The organism is Nocardia exalbida NBRC 100660, assembly GCF_000308575.1.
In the GTDB taxonomy this organism is placed as follows: Bacteria; Actinomycetota; Actinomycetes; order Mycobacteriales; family Mycobacteriaceae; genus Nocardia; species Nocardia exalbida.
Genome location: NZ_BAFZ01000032.1, coordinates 120,470 through 135,236, shown reverse-complemented (window position 1 = coordinate 135,236; position 14,767 = coordinate 120,470). Strand labels below are relative to the sequence as shown.

The 14,767-nt window shown below is 66.4% G+C and carries 17 protein-coding genes and 2 pseudogenes; 13 read left to right on the top strand and 6 right to left on the bottom strand.

Features of this window, described 5'->3' with window-relative positions; translation table 11 throughout:
• Positions 1–101: 101 nt before the first annotated feature.
• Complete coding sequence (locus ON29_RS06855) at positions 102–422, bottom strand: hypothetical protein (RefSeq protein ID WP_040865282.1); 321 nt, start codon at positions 420–422, stop codon at positions 102–104.
• A gap of 16 nt (positions 423–438) precedes the next feature.
• On the bottom strand, positions 439–1,077 hold the full coding sequence (locus ON29_RS06850; RefSeq protein ID WP_040865281.1) for a TetR/AcrR family transcriptional regulator: 639 nt from the start codon (positions 1,075–1,077) through the stop codon (positions 439–441).
• 69 nt (positions 1,078–1,146) lie between these two features.
• Here ON29_RS06850 and ON29_RS06845 point away from each other — a divergent pair, with 69 nt between their 5' ends.
• A complete protein-coding gene (locus tag ON29_RS06845) occupies positions 1,147–1,584 on the top strand; it encodes a Dabb family protein (protein ID WP_040865280.1) in 438 nt (145 codons plus the stop codon).
• Between the two features lie 13 nt (positions 1,585–1,597).
• On the opposite strand, the gene ON29_RS34520 is transcribed toward ON29_RS06845, so the two are convergent.
• On the bottom strand, positions 1,598–2,056 hold the full coding sequence (locus ON29_RS34520) for a hypothetical protein (protein ID WP_157172674.1): 459 nt from the start codon (positions 2,054–2,056) through the stop codon (positions 1,598–1,600).
• A 16-nt stretch (positions 2,057–2,072) separates the two neighbouring features.
• Between ON29_RS34520 and ON29_RS36890 the strand changes: the two are divergent.
• The 6 genes and pseudogenes from ON29_RS36890 to ON29_RS06820 form a co-directional block, all read left to right on the top strand.
• A pseudogene (locus ON29_RS36890) lies at positions 2,073–2,213 on the top strand (short-chain dehydrogenase); the annotation flags it as partial.
• Between the two features lie 9 nt (positions 2,214–2,222).
• Positions 2,223–2,525, top strand: a pseudogene (locus ON29_RS37710) (DedA family protein); the annotation flags it as partial.
• A 623-nt stretch (positions 2,526–3,148) separates the two neighbouring features.
• A complete protein-coding gene (locus tag ON29_RS06835) occupies positions 3,149–3,712 on the top strand; it encodes a hypothetical protein (RefSeq protein WP_157172673.1) in 564 nt (187 codons plus the stop codon).
• Positions 3,713–4,627: 915 nt separating this feature from the next.
• Positions 4,628–5,914 carry an FAD-dependent monooxygenase gene (locus ON29_RS06830; RefSeq protein WP_217999088.1) on the top strand — a complete coding sequence of 429 codons (1,287 nt, stop codon included), beginning with the start codon at positions 4,628–4,630 and terminating at the stop codon, positions 5,912–5,914.
• 335 nt (positions 5,915–6,249) lie between these two features.
• Positions 6,250–6,648 carry a GlcG/HbpS family heme-binding protein gene (locus tag ON29_RS06825; RefSeq protein ID WP_040865329.1) on the top strand — a complete coding sequence of 133 codons (399 nt, stop codon included), beginning with the start codon at positions 6,250–6,252 and terminating at the stop codon, positions 6,646–6,648.
• Between the two features lie 65 nt (positions 6,649–6,713).
• Positions 6,714–7,487, top strand: a complete 774-nt coding sequence (locus ON29_RS06820; RefSeq protein ID WP_040865328.1) for an LLM class flavin-dependent oxidoreductase — start codon at positions 6,714–6,716, stop codon at positions 7,485–7,487.
• Positions 7,488–7,662: 175 nt separating this feature from the next.
• Here the strand turns inward: ON29_RS06820 and ON29_RS06815 are convergent, their stop codons facing one another.
• Positions 7,663–8,517, bottom strand: a complete 855-nt coding sequence (locus tag ON29_RS06815; RefSeq protein ID WP_040865276.1) for a helix-turn-helix transcriptional regulator — start codon at positions 8,515–8,517, stop codon at positions 7,663–7,665.
• A gap of 139 nt (positions 8,518–8,656) precedes the next feature.
• Between ON29_RS06815 and ON29_RS06810 the strand changes: the two genes are divergently transcribed.
• The 3 genes from ON29_RS06810 to ON29_RS06800 all read left to right on the top strand — a co-directional run bounded on the left by ON29_RS06810 (position 8,657) and on the right by ON29_RS06800 (position 10,915).
• Entirely contained in the window at positions 8,657–9,706 is a 1,050-nt protein-coding gene (locus ON29_RS06810; protein ID WP_040865275.1) for an aldo/keto reductase, read from the top strand.
• A 25-nt stretch (positions 9,707–9,731) separates the two neighbouring features.
• The gene (locus ON29_RS06805) at positions 9,732–10,028 is read left to right on the top strand and encodes a putative quinol monooxygenase (protein ID WP_051174928.1); all 297 of its coding nucleotides are present in this window, start codon (positions 9,732–9,734) and stop codon (positions 10,026–10,028) included.
• Between the two features lie 245 nt (positions 10,029–10,273).
• Complete coding sequence (locus ON29_RS06800) at positions 10,274–10,915, top strand: class I SAM-dependent DNA methyltransferase (RefSeq protein WP_040865273.1); 642 nt, start codon at positions 10,274–10,276, stop codon at positions 10,913–10,915.
• 121 nt (positions 10,916–11,036) lie between these two features.
• On the opposite strand, the gene ON29_RS36885 is transcribed toward ON29_RS06800, so the two are convergent.
• Together ON29_RS36885 and ON29_RS06795 are read right to left on the bottom strand one after the other, a co-directional pair.
• Positions 11,037–11,189 carry a DUF6011 domain-containing protein gene (locus ON29_RS36885; RefSeq protein ID WP_245548849.1) on the bottom strand — a complete coding sequence of 51 codons (153 nt, stop codon included), beginning with the start codon at positions 11,187–11,189 and terminating at the stop codon, positions 11,037–11,039.
• Positions 11,190–11,292: 103 nt separating this feature from the next.
• Complete coding sequence (locus ON29_RS06795) at positions 11,293–11,934, bottom strand: maleylpyruvate isomerase family mycothiol-dependent enzyme (RefSeq protein WP_051174927.1); 642 nt, start codon at positions 11,932–11,934, stop codon at positions 11,293–11,295.
• A gap of 71 nt (positions 11,935–12,005) precedes the next feature.
• Between ON29_RS06795 and ON29_RS06790 the strand changes: the two genes are divergently transcribed.
• From ON29_RS06790 to ON29_RS06780, 3 genes are all read left to right on the top strand, one after another.
• Complete coding sequence (locus ON29_RS06790) at positions 12,006–12,932, top strand: MerR family transcriptional regulator (RefSeq protein ID WP_040865272.1); 927 nt, start codon at positions 12,006–12,008, stop codon at positions 12,930–12,932.
• Between the two features lie 241 nt (positions 12,933–13,173).
• Positions 13,174–13,599: a hypothetical protein gene (locus ON29_RS06785; protein ID WP_157172672.1), complete on the top strand. Its 426-nt coding sequence runs from the start codon at positions 13,174–13,176 to the stop codon at positions 13,597–13,599.
• Between the two features lie 170 nt (positions 13,600–13,769).
• Positions 13,770–14,726, top strand: a complete 957-nt coding sequence (locus ON29_RS06780; protein ID WP_051174926.1) for a serine/threonine-protein kinase — start codon at positions 13,770–13,772, stop codon at positions 14,724–14,726.
• Positions 14,727–14,767: the final 41 nt, after the last annotated feature.

The following is a 14,767-nucleotide window of genomic DNA, read 5'->3' as shown; positions in this document are numbered from 1 at the left end:
GTTGTGACCCCCTGAAAAGTCTGCTGGCGCCACTACCAGGAGGGGTGGTCGGCGGTGACAGCGCCGGTCATGCCGCCGCAGTCGCCGTTGCAGGAACTTGTTCACGGACCACTGGTCACGAACCGCGCGGTCCGTCCCGCCGCGGCGCTGTTGTCTACGGACTCTGCTGTCTCGGTGACGGAGGCCGGATCCTCGGCAAGATCACCTTCACCGCGCTGGGCTGGCGTCCGGGCATTCGTCTCGAGCTGACCTGTCTGGATGCCGGAGTTCTGCTGGCCCGCCCGGTTCCGGAGGGTGGCATCGCCATGAACGAGGGCGACTGCCGAAAGCGGGGGCGTGATGACCACGCGGATCGCGCCAGCGACGTAATAGGCTTCGTTCAGCCTCCAGTAGACGGATGCGCGCCACCGTCGGGGGACCATGTCTGCGATCGTTCTGTTACGTCCTGTAGCCGAAAGCTCGGAGGAACGTCGCGATCGCGTTCTGGGTGACTTCGCGCAACTCGGATTCGGATACTCTTCGTGCCCCCATGCGGGTACGGGCTTCGAGTGGTGCGGTGATCAGGGCGGCGAGGTGTTCGGCGGCGATGGCGGGATCTGCGCCGAGATCGAGCTTGCCGGCCAGAGCGAGTTTGGCCAGTCGCGCGGACAATGCGTCGTCGACTCGGTCGGAGGCGTTGTTTCTGACGATATCGAGCAGGTCCGGCATGTTCGGCATGTTCGCGTGTAGCAGTCGTCGCAGCGCCACGGAGCGTTCGTCGCAGTAGCACTCGGCGAGCCTGAGCCCGGTCTCGGTCAGCAGCGTGGTGAGGTCACCATCCTGGTCCAGGACTTCGACCGCGGAGAGATTGCGGGTCAGCGCCTGCGAGGACAGGTTGGCGATCACCTCGCGGAAAAGGGTCTCCTTATCGCCGAAGTGGTTGTAGATCGTGTGCTTGGCGACCCGGGCCTGCACGGCGATGGTATCGACGCCCGCCTGGTGGTAGCCGTCCCTGGAGAAGATGGTGAATGCGGCGTCCAGGATCGCCTGCCGCTTGTCGATCCGCCCGGTCGGGCGCTGCGGCTTCGGTGAGGGCACGAGGCAACTCTAGCGAATACACTGATGAGTGTTCTAATATGCACTAACCAGTGCAATTTTGGAGGGCCGATGATCATCAATCTGCTGCGGTTCAGCTTCAAGCCCGGCGTCACCGAGCAAGAGCAGGAACAGGTGCTCGCCGCCATGCGACGCACCGCATCGGTCGAGTCGGCGGTGTTCTCGACCATCGGGCCGGACCTCGGAGACCCGGCGGAGGGCTTCACCCATGCGTATCTGACGGCGATTCCCGATTTGGACGCGCTGGAACGTTATATGCACGATCCGGTGCATATAGAGGGCGACAAGTACATCCTGCCGCGTTTGGCCAAGCAGTACGCGGTGCGATTCTCCGACGAATCGAATCCTGAACTGCCCGAGAAGATCTATGCGATCTACAAGCGCAAGGTCGAGATGTACCCGGAGTGGGGCAGCGAGGTGGAGGCCTTGTTCGCCGCCGCAGGGACCGCGCCCGCTCCGTCGAGCGCACCCCTGAGCGAGAACGACTGACGAAATTCTCCAGTCAATCCGTGGTGGGTTGATCCCGGTATCGGCTAGCGAGGTGCTGAGAAAAGCTGTTCTCGGGCGACTCCAGCGAGATGGCCCGCAGGCCGACGGTGACCTTCCGGCCGACTACCACCGAGTATCTGTCCTCGTCGATGCCGAGACCCTCGACGATCGCTGGCACCAGTTCGTCCAGCTCGTCATTGGTTACATAGACGGCGAGACGGCATTCAAGTGGGACGCGCGCCGGATCGTACGCCTCGCCCCACGCGCGCTGAGCGAACTCATCGACCGCGGTGACCGGTCCGAAGCTGGTAAAGCATGGGATACGGTTCACCCCGCGAATCCGATGGGTGCTCTCCTCGAGCGCCAGCGCGACCGGGTGGATTCCCTCGCCGTCGAGGGCGCCGGGCCCGGTCGCGTCCGGCAGCCCGATTACTACCGCGAACTCCCACACTTGGCGTTCGTCGTCGTCCACGTACAACCTTCCTGCTATTGCGGATGTCGCGGTGTTCCTGTCGTCGGACAAGACGGCCTGGATGACCGGGGCCGCAATCGATCTCAACGGGGGTGCGCATCTGCGGCGGTATGCCGATGCGCTGGGGCGGGTTCGGGCGATGGCGGAGGGCGGATGAAAAAAGTCGTTGAACGATGGAACCGATCGGGGTGCTTCCACGTCCAACCGACCAGGCCCGACAGGGACCTACTACCTCGGGCGAGTGTTCGACGACTGGATTCGTCGCCGTCCGGTCGACTCCAAGTTGCGCCGGGCCCTGGAGAAGGGCGAAAGCAGTCTGCGCAAGCGCGGAACCATGGCGGCGCTGTTCGCCTGCTGGATTCCACTGCTGCGCACGACCATTCCCATCCTGATCTGCGCGTCGAAATACTCCTTCCCGCGGTTCCTGGCCTTCAGTGCCACCGGAACCACGATCTGGAGCGCGATCTTCGTTTCCGGTGGATTTTTCGCCGAACGTTCGAGGTGGGGCCGATCAACGAAGCGCTGTGGTGGCATACGGCGCAGACCCACGACCCCGGGCATCAGTGGATGCGCGAACTCATCGCCCAGGTGGCCGGCATGCTCGCCTAGCTTTCGAAAATTGGCGATAAATGCGTAAGGCGATACCGGCCTCGAACCGACTCTCCGAAGAGGAGAGCATCAGCATCCTAGATACCAACGGGCGCAGCAGTGTACGGCTGCTCCCAGGTGCGATGATCGTGGCCCATAGGAAAGTCGTCGTCGATCGGGCTCTACGGCCGGATGACCCCGTACATGTCGGCTGCGCCCGCGATGACTGCGGATCGCCGGTGAACACCGCGCCAAGGGCCTCACCTCCACCGCGCTGGAATGGCGTCCGGGCATACCCATGGAGTTGACGCGGCGGCTACGTTCTCCGGACTTACCTCGTCGAGGGTCGGGGCGGTGCCGTGACGAAGCACCGCATCTACCGACCGAGCATTCGTTCCGAACGATTGACGAGCGCGCGGTATGCGGCAGATCAGTGTGTTCCCCCGTTGAGCATTGGACGGGTGGGAACTAGCGTGCACGGATCTGTCCAGTAGGGTCGCGCCGGTGGGTAGCGATAGCCGTTACGCGGCATACGAAGCCGACCTCTGGGAACGATTGGCTGCGTTGCTGCCCTCGACCGAGGATGCCGAAAACTTCCGCGCCTGCCGTGAGTCCGCCCATCAGGAAGCAGGGTTGTGGATGCTGACGCAACGGCTGCTCGAGCGGCAGGTGCCCATCAGCGACCGAACACGCGCCGAGATCGAAGTACTTGCCGAGCAATGGGGTGAGCGGCTGGCCCGTCACGACGAAATCATCGCGTGCGTAAGAGATTCCGATGATGAAGCTTCCATCCGGCTGCTCCCGGATGATCGGTCGACGCCGGTCCAACCAGCCCGGATCGGCCTTACGGACTCTGCCCTGACGGGCCTGCTCGTCGTCCCGTGGCTCGAATGCCTGCGCTGCGGAACAGTGCAGGCGCGAGTCCACGCGCAGGAGCCCTGGGGAGATCTTCGATATCTGGCTGCTCATTACGTCGTCTGGCGTCACACCGCATCGGACAATGCACTCCAGATCTTCGACGAGTCCGACCTGCACAGCGCCTTCGAATCGCTGCTTTCCTGTAGCTGATCTCCTGAACCCGGCATCGCCGGAGATACAAGAATGGGGCGGCAACTGGACGCCGACCGCTTCCGGCGGCAGGGCCGGCGAATGCGAGTAGCAGTACGAGACCGAGTCGGCAGGCGGTTGCGGGCGATCTTCGCCCCACGACCGCAGCCGATGTCCGGGCTCTCAAGCCGATACGGGAGACCACTGCTCGGCTCGGGCCGTCCGGGCAGCGGCTGTCCGATGAGGGCGATCGGGACGAAGAAGTCCACCTGGCCGATGGCCATCGCGAGAGTGGCCAGCGCTTTGTCGTCGTAGTGCCCGGCGGCGAGGGCGCCGGTCGTAGCCGAGGTCGTGGCGCGTCTCGTTCCCCAGCAGCTGAGCCACCCGTTGGCGCTGTTTCGACTCCGCAATTGCGTCGCAAATTGCTCCGGCGAGGACATCTAGCGACCATCTCCCCGTTTTTGCACCCATTTGTCAACGCGCGACTTCTGGAGTGCTACGAAACAGCGTACGATTCAACTAGGTCGGGACTGTATCTGGAGCCCTATCATGTTCGAGAGAAAGAATTCACACACGAAGTTCGCACGGTTGGCAGCCGCCACCGGTATAGCCGCTGTTGCCGCGATTCCGGTCGTCGCAGCCGCGGCGCAAGCGCCCAGCGCGCGCGCAGAGACGCCTTCCTCCGCAACCCAGCTCGTCGACAGCCCCGGTTGGGGTAACGGTGGAGGCTGGGGTCACGGCGGTGGTTGGGGTAACGGCGGTGGCTGGGGTAACGGCGGTGGCTGGGGCCACGGCGGCGGCTGGGGTAACGGCGGCGGCTGGGGTAACGGCCCAGGCTGGTGGAATTGGTTCAACCCACCCGGCTGGGGTGGCTGGGGTGGCTGGGGTGGCTGGGGCAGCTTCTAGCGCCGGTGACCGAGCCCGGACACGCACAGCGTGCCGGGCTCGGTCGCATCGAGTACCGATCATGTGCAGCCAGGTTCGACCAATCGGGCTGGAACCGGTGACGAGATGAAGATTGTGTGTGTCGGTGGCGGGCCGGCCGGGTTGTACTTCGCCATTTCGATGAAGCGGCGCGACCCGGCGCATGACATCACGGTGATCGACCGCGATCCCCTCGGGTCCACCTATGGCTGGGGCGTCGTGTATTGGGACGACCTGCTCGACGTTCTGTATCGGAACGACCCCGACAGCGCCCAGGCGGTGCGCGCCGACTCAGTTATATGGCGTGAACAGGCAATCCATGTGTGCGACGACCAGACCGCGCACTTCGGGGGCTACGGGTTCAGCATGGGGCGCGCGGCATTGCTCGACGTACTTTCCCGCCGGGCGAGTGACTTGGGCGTCGACGTCCAGCACGGGCAAGAGGTCCACGATCTGTCCGGCTTCGTCGACACCGATCTCATCGTCGCCGCCGACGGCGCGAACAGCCGGGTACGGCAGCTGGGCGATCCTCGTTTCGGCACGTCGGTCACACTCGGCGAAAATCGATATATCTGGCTCGGTACGGACAAGGTCTTCACCCGCTTCACCTTCGCGTTCGAGCACACCTCGGCCGGTTGGATCTGGTTCCATGCCTACCCGTCGGTTGCCGAAAAAATCAGCACTTGCATCGTCGAGTGCCAACCACAGACTTGGCACGGACTGGGATTCGATTCCCTGGACAACTCGGAGAACATGCGTGTTCTGGAGAACATATTCACGCGCATTCTCGACGGTCACTCGTTGATCAGCAAGACGCGAGGAGAGTTCGCCAGGTGGGGTCGCTTTCCCGAGATAACCAACAAGACCTGGTATCACGACAACGTGGTGTTACTCGGCGATGCAGCGCACACGACGCATTTCACCATCGGCTCGGGCACCCGCTTGGCAATCGTCGATGCCGTCGTGCTCGCGCAGAGCCTGTACGAACATGCCGAGGTCGCCGATGCGCTGGAGAACTACGATGCGCAGCGGCGCGCTGCGCTGCGCCCGATCCAGGCCGCCGCCCGTACCAGCATGATCTGGTTCGAACACGCCGACCGGTATCTCGACCGCAGCGCCGTGCAGTTCGCCTATGCGATGGCGGCTCGGCACGGGCCACAAATGCCGTGGCGCTACCAGCGACACCTACTCACCCAGATACCCACTGTGCGCAAGATCCGGCGTGGTATCGACTCCGGACAGCGGTGGTGGCGGGCTGCCCGACGGGGAGAACTCGCGATGTATCAGGCGCGCCGGTAATCACCGCCGAGCGGCAAGACGTAGGATCCGCGCCATCACGTCCCGGCCGGAGGAGCCCGACAGAGTTCACCCGCAAGAGTGAGCCGATGATTGCTGGGCGGTTCGGAGTGTGGTCTGGGGATTCCATTCCTCGCCCAGGCGCAAGTCGAGGACATCGGCACCGCGGAGGCGGCGCTACCTGCCGGATCCAGCGGTTTCGGTCACCACCGGCACCGGCGAGTTGGACACAGGTGGTGCTCGGGCCGATCCGTAGTCCCGGCGGTGCACTCCGGTGAACTGGCGACCTTTCGCTGACAAGGCCGAACTTCTACCAGCCGTACGGCATTCTGAACACCATGACGATCTCGCTCGAGCGGGCCGATTCCGTGGTTGCCGCCGCGCGCCGCGCTGCGGCCGAGCACGGGGAAACCGTCACGATCGCAGTGGTCGATGCCGTCGGCAAGCTGATCGCATTCGCACGGATGCCCGGTGTCTCGCCGCCGACCATCGACTCCGCCCAACACAAAGCTGCCGCCGCGATCGCGCTCGGCTTCGACACTATTCAGATGGCTCCGCTCAACGACCCGGGTCATCTGTTGCCCGGGGCCGTATCCTCTGGCGATCCGTTCGTGCCGCACGGTGGCGGGGTGCTCATACGCGCGGGCGGAGCGGCGATCGGTGCCGTCGGGGTATCCGGGGCGACAACCCCGATCGCCGATCACAAGATCGCGTCGGAGGCCGCTCTTTCGAGCTGATGAGTGCGGAATGCCGGCGGGACTCGGTGAGCGCGGAGCCACGTTGCGGGAAGGTGGGCCAGGTGATGAATCTTCTCCGGGAGGTCCGTATCTCGGTTCTGGACACAGCTCCCATCCCCCAGGGATCGAACGCCACCACGGCGCTGCGCAACAGCGTCGAACTGGCACAGCTGGCCGATGGCCTCGGCTACCACCGGTACTGGGTGCCCGAGCATCATGGCATGTCAGGGGTAGCCAGTGCGGCGCCAGCCGTGATTGCCGGACACGTCGCCTCGGTGACCCGGCGGATACGGGTCGGTGCCGGCCGCCGCGCGGCGGCGGTACCTGCCGTAGGCAACAGACCTGAGATCTGGATGCTCGGCAGCGGCGGCTACACCGCCCGGATCGCTGGGAGCCTCGGGCTCCCGTTCGCCGCCGCCCACCACTTGAAGCCGATGAACACCGTTGAAGCGGTTCGAACCTACTCCCAAACGTTCCAGCCGTCATCGATATGCCCGACTCCGCGGATCTCGATCAGTGCGGCGGTTATCGTCGCCGACAGCGACGAGCAAGCTCAGTGGCTGGCCGGTTCCCTGAGGATGAAGATCGCCCGGCGGCGACAGGGCAAACCGATACAGCTACCCAGTCCTCGAACAGCTGAGGCACACGGGTACGCGGAGAATCGGAAGACAGACGATGAGCTGACCGGCGTATTCGTCGGGGGTATTTCGACTGTGCTGCCGCAGCTACAGGCGCTGGTCGAGGCCACTGGCGCCGACGAGCTATTGGTCAAGACCGATCTGTACAGCCCGAGCGACCGATGCAGGTCATACGAGCTGCTGATGAACAACGAGACATAACCGCTTACAGCAGTCGGATCATCACCAGCGTCTCCTTGACACATCCGGATCCGTTCGAGTCCGAGGCCGGGTGTAGATCGCTGTCCAGCACTGTGATCGAAGCTGGAGCCATGGTGGAGGAAGCGAGCGGAATTGTGCCATCGGCAGCCGGTTTCCGCCGCGGCGGCGACTGGTCTCAGGTCACCGGCCGCGTTTCCTCGGCCCAGCTCGCGAGTAGCCGCAAGGCGGTTTGCGAGGGTGAGCCCTCTTCGACCGTGTGGGCGATCAGTGCTTGGTCCGGATCGTCCGGGAGGCGCAGGGTTTCGAAGCCGAGGTCCAGTTCGCCGACCACCGGGTGCCGGTAGACGTACCGGCCGTGGGTCTTGTCCTCGAGACGGTGCTCGGCCCACGCTTGCCGGAACTCGGGGCTGGCCGCCGAGAGTTCGTCGAGCAGCGCCGCCGTTTCCGGGTCTTCCGGGTGACGCCCGGCGTCGAGCCGGAGGTAGGCGGCCACGTCGCGGGTCTTTTCCAGCCAGTCGGCGTAGAGGCTGCGCATGCCCTCGTCCAGGAAAACCAGGCGGGCCAGGTTCCGCTGGGCGGGTGGTAGTGCGCCGAAATCCGTGATCAGGGCGGCGGCGAGGCGGTTCCAGGCCAGGACGTCGGTGTTGCGGCCGACGATGTAGGCGGGCACGTCGGCGGCGGAGTCCAGCAGCCGCCGCAACCCGGGCCGGACCTGCTGCGGCGCATCGGCGCGGTCTCCTTCCGACCAAGGTCGCGCGAGCCGGTAGAGGTGTTGGCGCTCGACATCGTTCAACCGCAGCGCCCGGGCGACCGCGTCCAGCACCGCTTCGGAGAAGTGCAGGGTGCGCCCCTGTTCCAGCCGCACGTAGTGGTCGACGCTCACTCCGGCGAGCTGCGCGAGTTCTTCCCTGCGCAGCCCGGGAACGCGGCGCCGACCGCCGTAGTCCGGCAGGCCGAGTTCCTCGGGCCGCAAGCGGGCCCGCCGGGATCGCAGGAATTCGCCGAGTTCTGCCCGTCTGTCCAGTGGCATGTGGTCAGTATCCACGCACCCGCTGGACGCGAACCTGGTCACGCGGTGCCCAGGCTCCGGCTGGCACTGGGTAGCCCTCGCTGCGGCGGTCAAGGTTGGAAACACGGAAACAACACCGAGAAGAAATGAGCACTGCGCAATGACCAACCCGACCCCGATCCCCCTCGGCACCACCGGCATGGACATCACCCGACTCGGCTTCGGTTCGTGGGCCGTTTCCGGCTCGGGCTGGACCTTCAGCTGGGGCGCCACGGACGACGCCGAGTCGGTCGCCGCGATCCGCCACGCGCTGGATGCGGGCGTCAACTGGATCGACACCGCCGCGGTGTACGGCCTGGGCCATTCTGAGGAACTGGTGGGCAAGGCAATCTCCGGCCTGCCGCAGGCCGACCGCCCGTACATCTTCACCAAGGCCGGCCTGGTCTGGGACCCGGAGAATCCGTCGGCCGCGCCTCGGCGGATCATGAAGCCCGCCAGCGTGCGCCGCGAGGCCGAAGACTCCCTGCGGCGGCTGGGCGTCGACCACATCGACCTCTACCAGGTGCACTATCCCGACACCGGCGAATCGCTGGAGTACGCGGGCGGCGGGTTCGGCGCGGTGTCGCCGAACGCCACCCCGCTGGAGGAGTACTGGCAGGTCATGGCCGACCTGAAGGCCGAGGGCAAGGTCCGGGCCATCGGATTGTCCAATCACACGCCGGGTCTGCTCGAGGCCGCCGAGCAGATCGCTCACGTCGACGTCATCCAGCCGCCGTTCTCGGCGATCAACCGGTCGTCCGCCGCCGAGATCGCCTGGGCACGCGCGCACGAGACCGGTGTAATCGTCTACTCGCCGCTGCAATCCGGCCTGCTCACCGGGGCCTTTTCCGCAGAGCGGGTGGCCGGGCTGCCCGCCGAGGACTGGCGGAGGGCCCACCACGACTTCACCACCGGCCTGTCCGCCAACCTCCAGTTGGCGGACGCGCTGCGCCCCATCGCCGCACGGCACGGCGCCACCGTCGCCGAGGTGGCCATCGCCTGGGTGCTGGCCTGGCCCGGTATCACCGGAGCCATCGTCGGCGCACGCACGTCCGACCAGGTCGACGGCTGGATCGGCGCGGAGTCGGTTGCGTTGACGCCGTCGGACCTGGCCGAGATCGCCGCCGCGATCACCTCCTCCGGCGCGGGCACCGGTCCCGCTCGGCCGTGAAACCTCTACCGCACAGGAGATCACCATGTCGCTGACCGTCATCGCCGAGTGCCTGGCCGCGCCCGGGCAAGAGGATCGCCTCCGCACCGCGCTGGAGGCGATGATCGAGCCTTCGCTGGAGGAGCCCGGCTGCCTGGATTACCGGCCCTACCTCGACCCGAACCACTCCGGCCGAATGGTGATCGTCGAGGAGTGGACCAGCACGCAGGCCCTCGACGAACACTTCACGACCGCGCACTTCCGGCACGTGGAGCAGGTGCTCGAATTCGTGCTCGCCGAGCCGATGATCATCCGCAAACTCGTCGCCGCCTCCACTGGGTGAACGTCGAGAGCCCCGCGCCGGAACTCCGACCGACAATTGCTATGTCACGAGTCGGGGTTCCGGACCGGGGCGAGACAACGGATTCGAAGTGGTCCACAGGCCGGGAGCGATTCGCCGTTGCAGGGCGGAGCCGAGGTTGCGGATATCTGGCCTGGGGCGCGACCGTGCTCGAATCACGTTGTGAGACAGAGGAGTTGGTGTCCTATTTACAGCCGTGGAGTTCGGAGGCCCTAGTGTGCTTGCTTGTGATCGAACCCTCCTCGCACCTTCGCGCGACGGCAGATGCCTACGATGCCGTCGCCGTCCGCTATGCCGAACTCCCCCGCGACGATCTCGAGGCCATCGCACTGGATCGCGCGGTGCTCGCCGCGTTCGCCGAAGTCACGCGGAGCGCTGATCCCGGACTCGTCGCCGAACTCGGGTGCGGCCCCGGGCCTGTGACCGCGCACCTGCGAGACCTGGGACTGGACGTCTTCGGGGTCGACGTGTCACCGGTGATGATCGAGCTCGCCCGCGAGACATACCCGCAGTTGCGGTTCGAGGTCGGTTCCATGGACGCCTTGGACCTGGGTGACGGCGAGCTGCGCGGCATCGTGTCGTGGTACTCGGTCATCCACGCCCCGCCGCAGGTCATCCCCTCGTACTTCGCCGAGTTCCATCGGGTGCTCGCCGCTGGTGGACACCTATTGCTCGCGTTCTTCGAATCGGAGAACGAGCCGGTGACGGTGTTCGACCACAAAGTGACGGCGGCCTACCGGTGGCCGATCGACGACCTCGCGAGGCTGGCCCGCGCCGCCGGATTCATCGAAATCGGCCGGATGCTGCGTGAACCGTGCGAGAACGAGCGGTTCCGCCGGGGCCATCTGCTGATGCGCCGAGGCGGATGACCCGCCTGGAACACCGGCGCGAGACGGCCACCGGTGCAGCGGTTGCGATCGCGGCCGCCGTCATGCGCACCTGACCCGTGGACCGATCAGCCGAGCCTGCCGACCGGCGACCGCGTCGCACTCACGCCGCGACCTCGAACAATGTCAGTTCTGCCGGATTCCGCGCGGACTCGGCGCGCTCCCGGGCGGCGCAAGTCGGTCCGATTCCCTGGGCGACCGATTGCGGCGACAGGAGCCACCCGTGACAGCGACGGCAATGGGCGACCAGTCGCACCGTGGGGCGGTCATCAATGGTGGCCACTGCGTTCTCCTCTGGCCAGGTGACTACGCCGTCAGTGTGGCACGAGGCACCGACACGAACTCCGAATTCTCGTCGGCTACTGGAGGTTCAGTCGCGGGACGCCCTCGCCCGTGAGGTGTTCCTGCCCGGCGCGGCGCCCGGTGACCAGCAGGAGCAGTGCGGCGGCCGGGCCTTCGACGAGAGGTCCCGAGCCGACGGCCCAACCGGTGTCGGTGGCGACGAGGTGATACCGGGACAGCTCGCGGGATCGGAATCCATTCGTGGCCCAGATTCTTTCGAGAGCCGATCGCGCGGCATCGACGGGCATCTGCCGGGTGATGCCGAGGGGCACCGCGATGTCCTGGCCGTGTACCAGCAGGTCCATCAGTCGATCGGCGGCGGTGGTGCCGATCGGCGTCGAGCGCAGCGCGATTCCCTCGCGCAGGGCGACGAGCAACTGGGTCGGCGTGGTGCGGTCGGCGAGACGGATCGCGGTCTCCCGGATGGCGCGGTCGAAGTTGCCGCGGGCGCGGAGCACGTTGACCAGAATCCAGCCGATGCCGGGGTTCGCGGAGAGCACGATGTGGGCGACGACATCACGGACCCGCCAGCCCTCGCACAGGGAACCGTGGTTCCAGTCGGGCTCCGGCAGAGTCTCCAGCAGTTCGATCAAACTCGCCCGTTCAGCGGCGACCGCTCGCCACATCTGGTCGGTGGTCATCGTCGCGCTACCGGTCATCAGCGTGCTCCTTCTCAGCGGGGGTGTTCCAGTACGGTAGGAACTCCACCCGGGTGGAGGTTCCAGCAATCGTGACCGACGACACACGACATACCGGCTCGGTGAGCATCGGGGAGTTGTCACGGCTGACCGCCGTGCCGGTCCGGACGATCCGCTTCTATTGCGATCACGGGATCTTGGATTCGCACCGCACCACCGGCGGGCACCGGATCTTCGATCGCGGCACCGCGGTCGATCGTCTGCTGTTGGTGCGCAGGCTGCGCGCGCTCGGCGTCTCTTTGACCGCGATAGCGGACGTACTCGCGGGCACCGTCTCCCTCGCCGACACGGTCGCCGCCGAACGTCGTGCGCTGGATACCGAACTGGCCGCGTTGACCTGGCGGCGTGCCTCGTTGCGGGCTGTCGAAGATGCCCCGTCAACCCAGCGGGCCGCTCGCTTGGAAGCACTGGCCGCGGTCCAGGACCGCCACCGCACACACGACGCGATCGTGGCGTTCTGGCGACGCGTACTCACTCCCATTCCACCGGGTCTGCTCGACGAGTTCGTCGCGATGAACGTGCCCGGCCTACCGGACGACCCCCCTGCCCACCACATCGCCGCCTACGCCGAACTGGTCTCTCTCACCGCCGATCCCGCGCTCCACGTCGCTATGTCACGCCAGTTCTGGCGATCGAACCGGACCGTCATCCGCCACCGGCGTGAACTCCTCACCGGGGTCGCTCAGGCATGCCAGGCCGCCGGTCACCGGCTGCTCACCCACCAGCCGCCTCGGCCCGGCCCCGAACTCGACCAGTTCGTCGACGCCCACGCCGCCGCTCGCGGCACCCGCGACACACCACAGTTCCGCCACGAACTGCTCAGTGGCGCAACCGACACCGATCACCGCATCCACCGTTACTGGCACCTCACCGACCGGATCACCCACACCCCTACCGTCGGCGCCGCGCATCATTGGCTCTACGTCGCACTCACCCGATCCGCCGACGCACCCGGCTGACCGCGCGGCGCCGGAGCACCTCCTCCGTGCCTCGTCTCCACGCAGCCTGCCGACGCGTTCATCCCGGTGGAACTTCGCTGACCTGGACAGCCGAGGCGCGGCAAGCAGCGATGGCGACCGGACGTGGACGACACCCGGCAGGCCGCGCGACGATGTCGTTGTCCTCCGTCCGCGCAGGTCCGGCCGCACAGTTGCCGATTAATCGCAGCCGCATGAGATCTCGCACACGTCCTGAGGAAAGATGATGGCCATGACCGCATCTCGACTGTTTCGTTCATTGGTGGGTGCCGTGCCCGCGGTGCTCGCCGTCGTCAGCTTCACCGCGGCCGGAGGGGCCGCGACCGCCCAGGCCGCGCCCGGCATTCCTTCGGTCCCCGGTGTCGTGCAGCGCCTGCAGATCGCCCCGGGCCAAAACCGCGTCGATGCCAGTGGCAACGTCGCCCAGGGCAAGGCCGACAGCTATTCCATCGCCACGGCGCCGGGGCAGCGCCTGAGCTTCGACGTCACCGGCAATGCCCGCGTCTCGGTGGCCCCGCTGATCGGGCCGCAGGTCGCCAACGAGGTCCCGCATGCCGATCTCGTCGCCGACGGCAACGACTACCAGGTCGTCGTCTCCTCCGCCGACGGCGGGCCGGCCGGTTACACCCTGACGGTCACCGCCGTCTGACGCCCAACCTTGTCGCCTGCCGACCTGAGGTGTTCGCACCACAAACCTTCAGGTCGGCGGGAAGCATGCCCGCCGGCTCCGACAGACACCTGCCGCCGTGGCGCAGTGCCGTTGGGCACACGTAGGCAAACCCCGGCCTGCGAGCCCGTGCGGCGAACTATGGTGAGGCGGTGCTGCTAGAACCAGGTGACCAGTTCGCGGGATTCATCGTGCGGGGCCCGCTCGGACACGGGGGCAGCAGCGCGGTCTACCTGGCCGAGGATCCGGAATGGTCGCGGCCGGTGTCGTTGAAGATCCTGGGGCCAGAAGACAGCCGATCGCCCGAGGCCCGCGCTCGATTCGTGCACGAGTTCGACATCTTGTCGGCGCTGCGGCACCCCGACATCGTGCGGATGTACACGCACGGTGAAACCGACGGCAGGCTGTGGTCGGCGCACGAGTACGTGGCAGGTGCGACGGGCTCGACGCTGGTGCCGCGTCGGCACCCCGATCTGCGGCAGGTGCTCCACGTGCTGAGGCATGTCGCGGCCGGACTGGACTTCGCCCACGCCAACGGGGTGGTCCATCTCGACGTGAAGCCGGCGAACGTGCTGGTCGGGACGGACGAGCCCGCGACGGTCAAGATCTCGGACTTCGATTCGGCCCGGTGGCTGCACCGGCCCGAACCGCCTTTGTCCTCCAATGGTTTCGTCGTCGTTTCGGTGCCATACGCCGCGCCGGAGCTGCTGCGAGCGGACAACGTGTCGCCTGCGACGGACCAGTACGCACTGGCCTGTTCGGCCATCGAACTGCTCACCGGTCACACACCGTTCGCTCGCGCGAACCTCATGGCCACCGCCGAGGCCCAGTTGCACGAGCCGCCTCCCACGATCTCCGCGCGCCACCGCTGGATCCCGCCCGAAGTCGACGCGATCCTGCACCGGTCGCTCGCCAAGGACCCCGGTGACCGCTACGACTCGTGCGGCGAGCCCATGCGCCTGCTCACCGAGGCCCTCCGCGACATCGATCCCCGGCCCCTCGCCCCCATACTGAACCGCTTGAAAGTGACGTTCACTCGAGCACAGCTGAGGAATCTCACGGTCGGACGGATCGGTGGCAAAGCGTTCAGCGATCGCCTCATGCGCTGAGGAAGGTAGTGCCGTTCTCAACCATCCGCTCGCCCCGAACC

Bases quoted from the DNA above. Each gene is read 5' to 3' on its own strand.
- ON29_RS06825 (WP_040865329.1), top strand. From the start codon at position 6,250: ATGACGATCTCGCTCGAGCGGGCCGATTCCGTGGTTGCCGCCGCGCGC.
- ON29_RS06795 (WP_051174927.1), bottom strand. From the start codon at position 11,934: ATGACCGGTAGCGCGACGATGACCACCGACCAGATGTGGCGAGCGGTC.
- ON29_RS06815 (WP_040865276.1), bottom strand. From the start codon at position 8,517: ATGCCACTGGACAGACGGGCAGAACTCGGCGAATTCCTGCGATCCCGG.
- ON29_RS06810 (WP_040865275.1), top strand. From the start codon at position 8,657: ATGACCAACCCGACCCCGATCCCCCTCGGCACCACCGGCATGGACATC.
- ON29_RS06805 (WP_051174928.1), top strand. From the start codon at position 9,732: ATGTCGCTGACCGTCATCGCCGAGTGCCTGGCCGCGCCCGGGCAAGAG.
- ON29_RS06820 (WP_040865328.1), top strand. From the start codon at position 6,714: ATGAATCTTCTCCGGGAGGTCCGTATCTCGGTTCTGGACACAGCTCCC.
- ON29_RS06855 (WP_040865282.1), bottom strand. From the start codon at position 422: ATGGTCCCCCGACGGTGGCGCGCATCCGTCTACTGGAGGCTGAACGAA.
- ON29_RS06845 (WP_040865280.1), top strand. From the start codon at position 1,147: ATGATCATCAATCTGCTGCGGTTCAGCTTCAAGCCCGGCGTCACCGAG.
- ON29_RS06785 (WP_157172672.1), top strand. From the start codon at position 13,174: ATGATGGCCATGACCGCATCTCGACTGTTTCGTTCATTGGTGGGTGCC.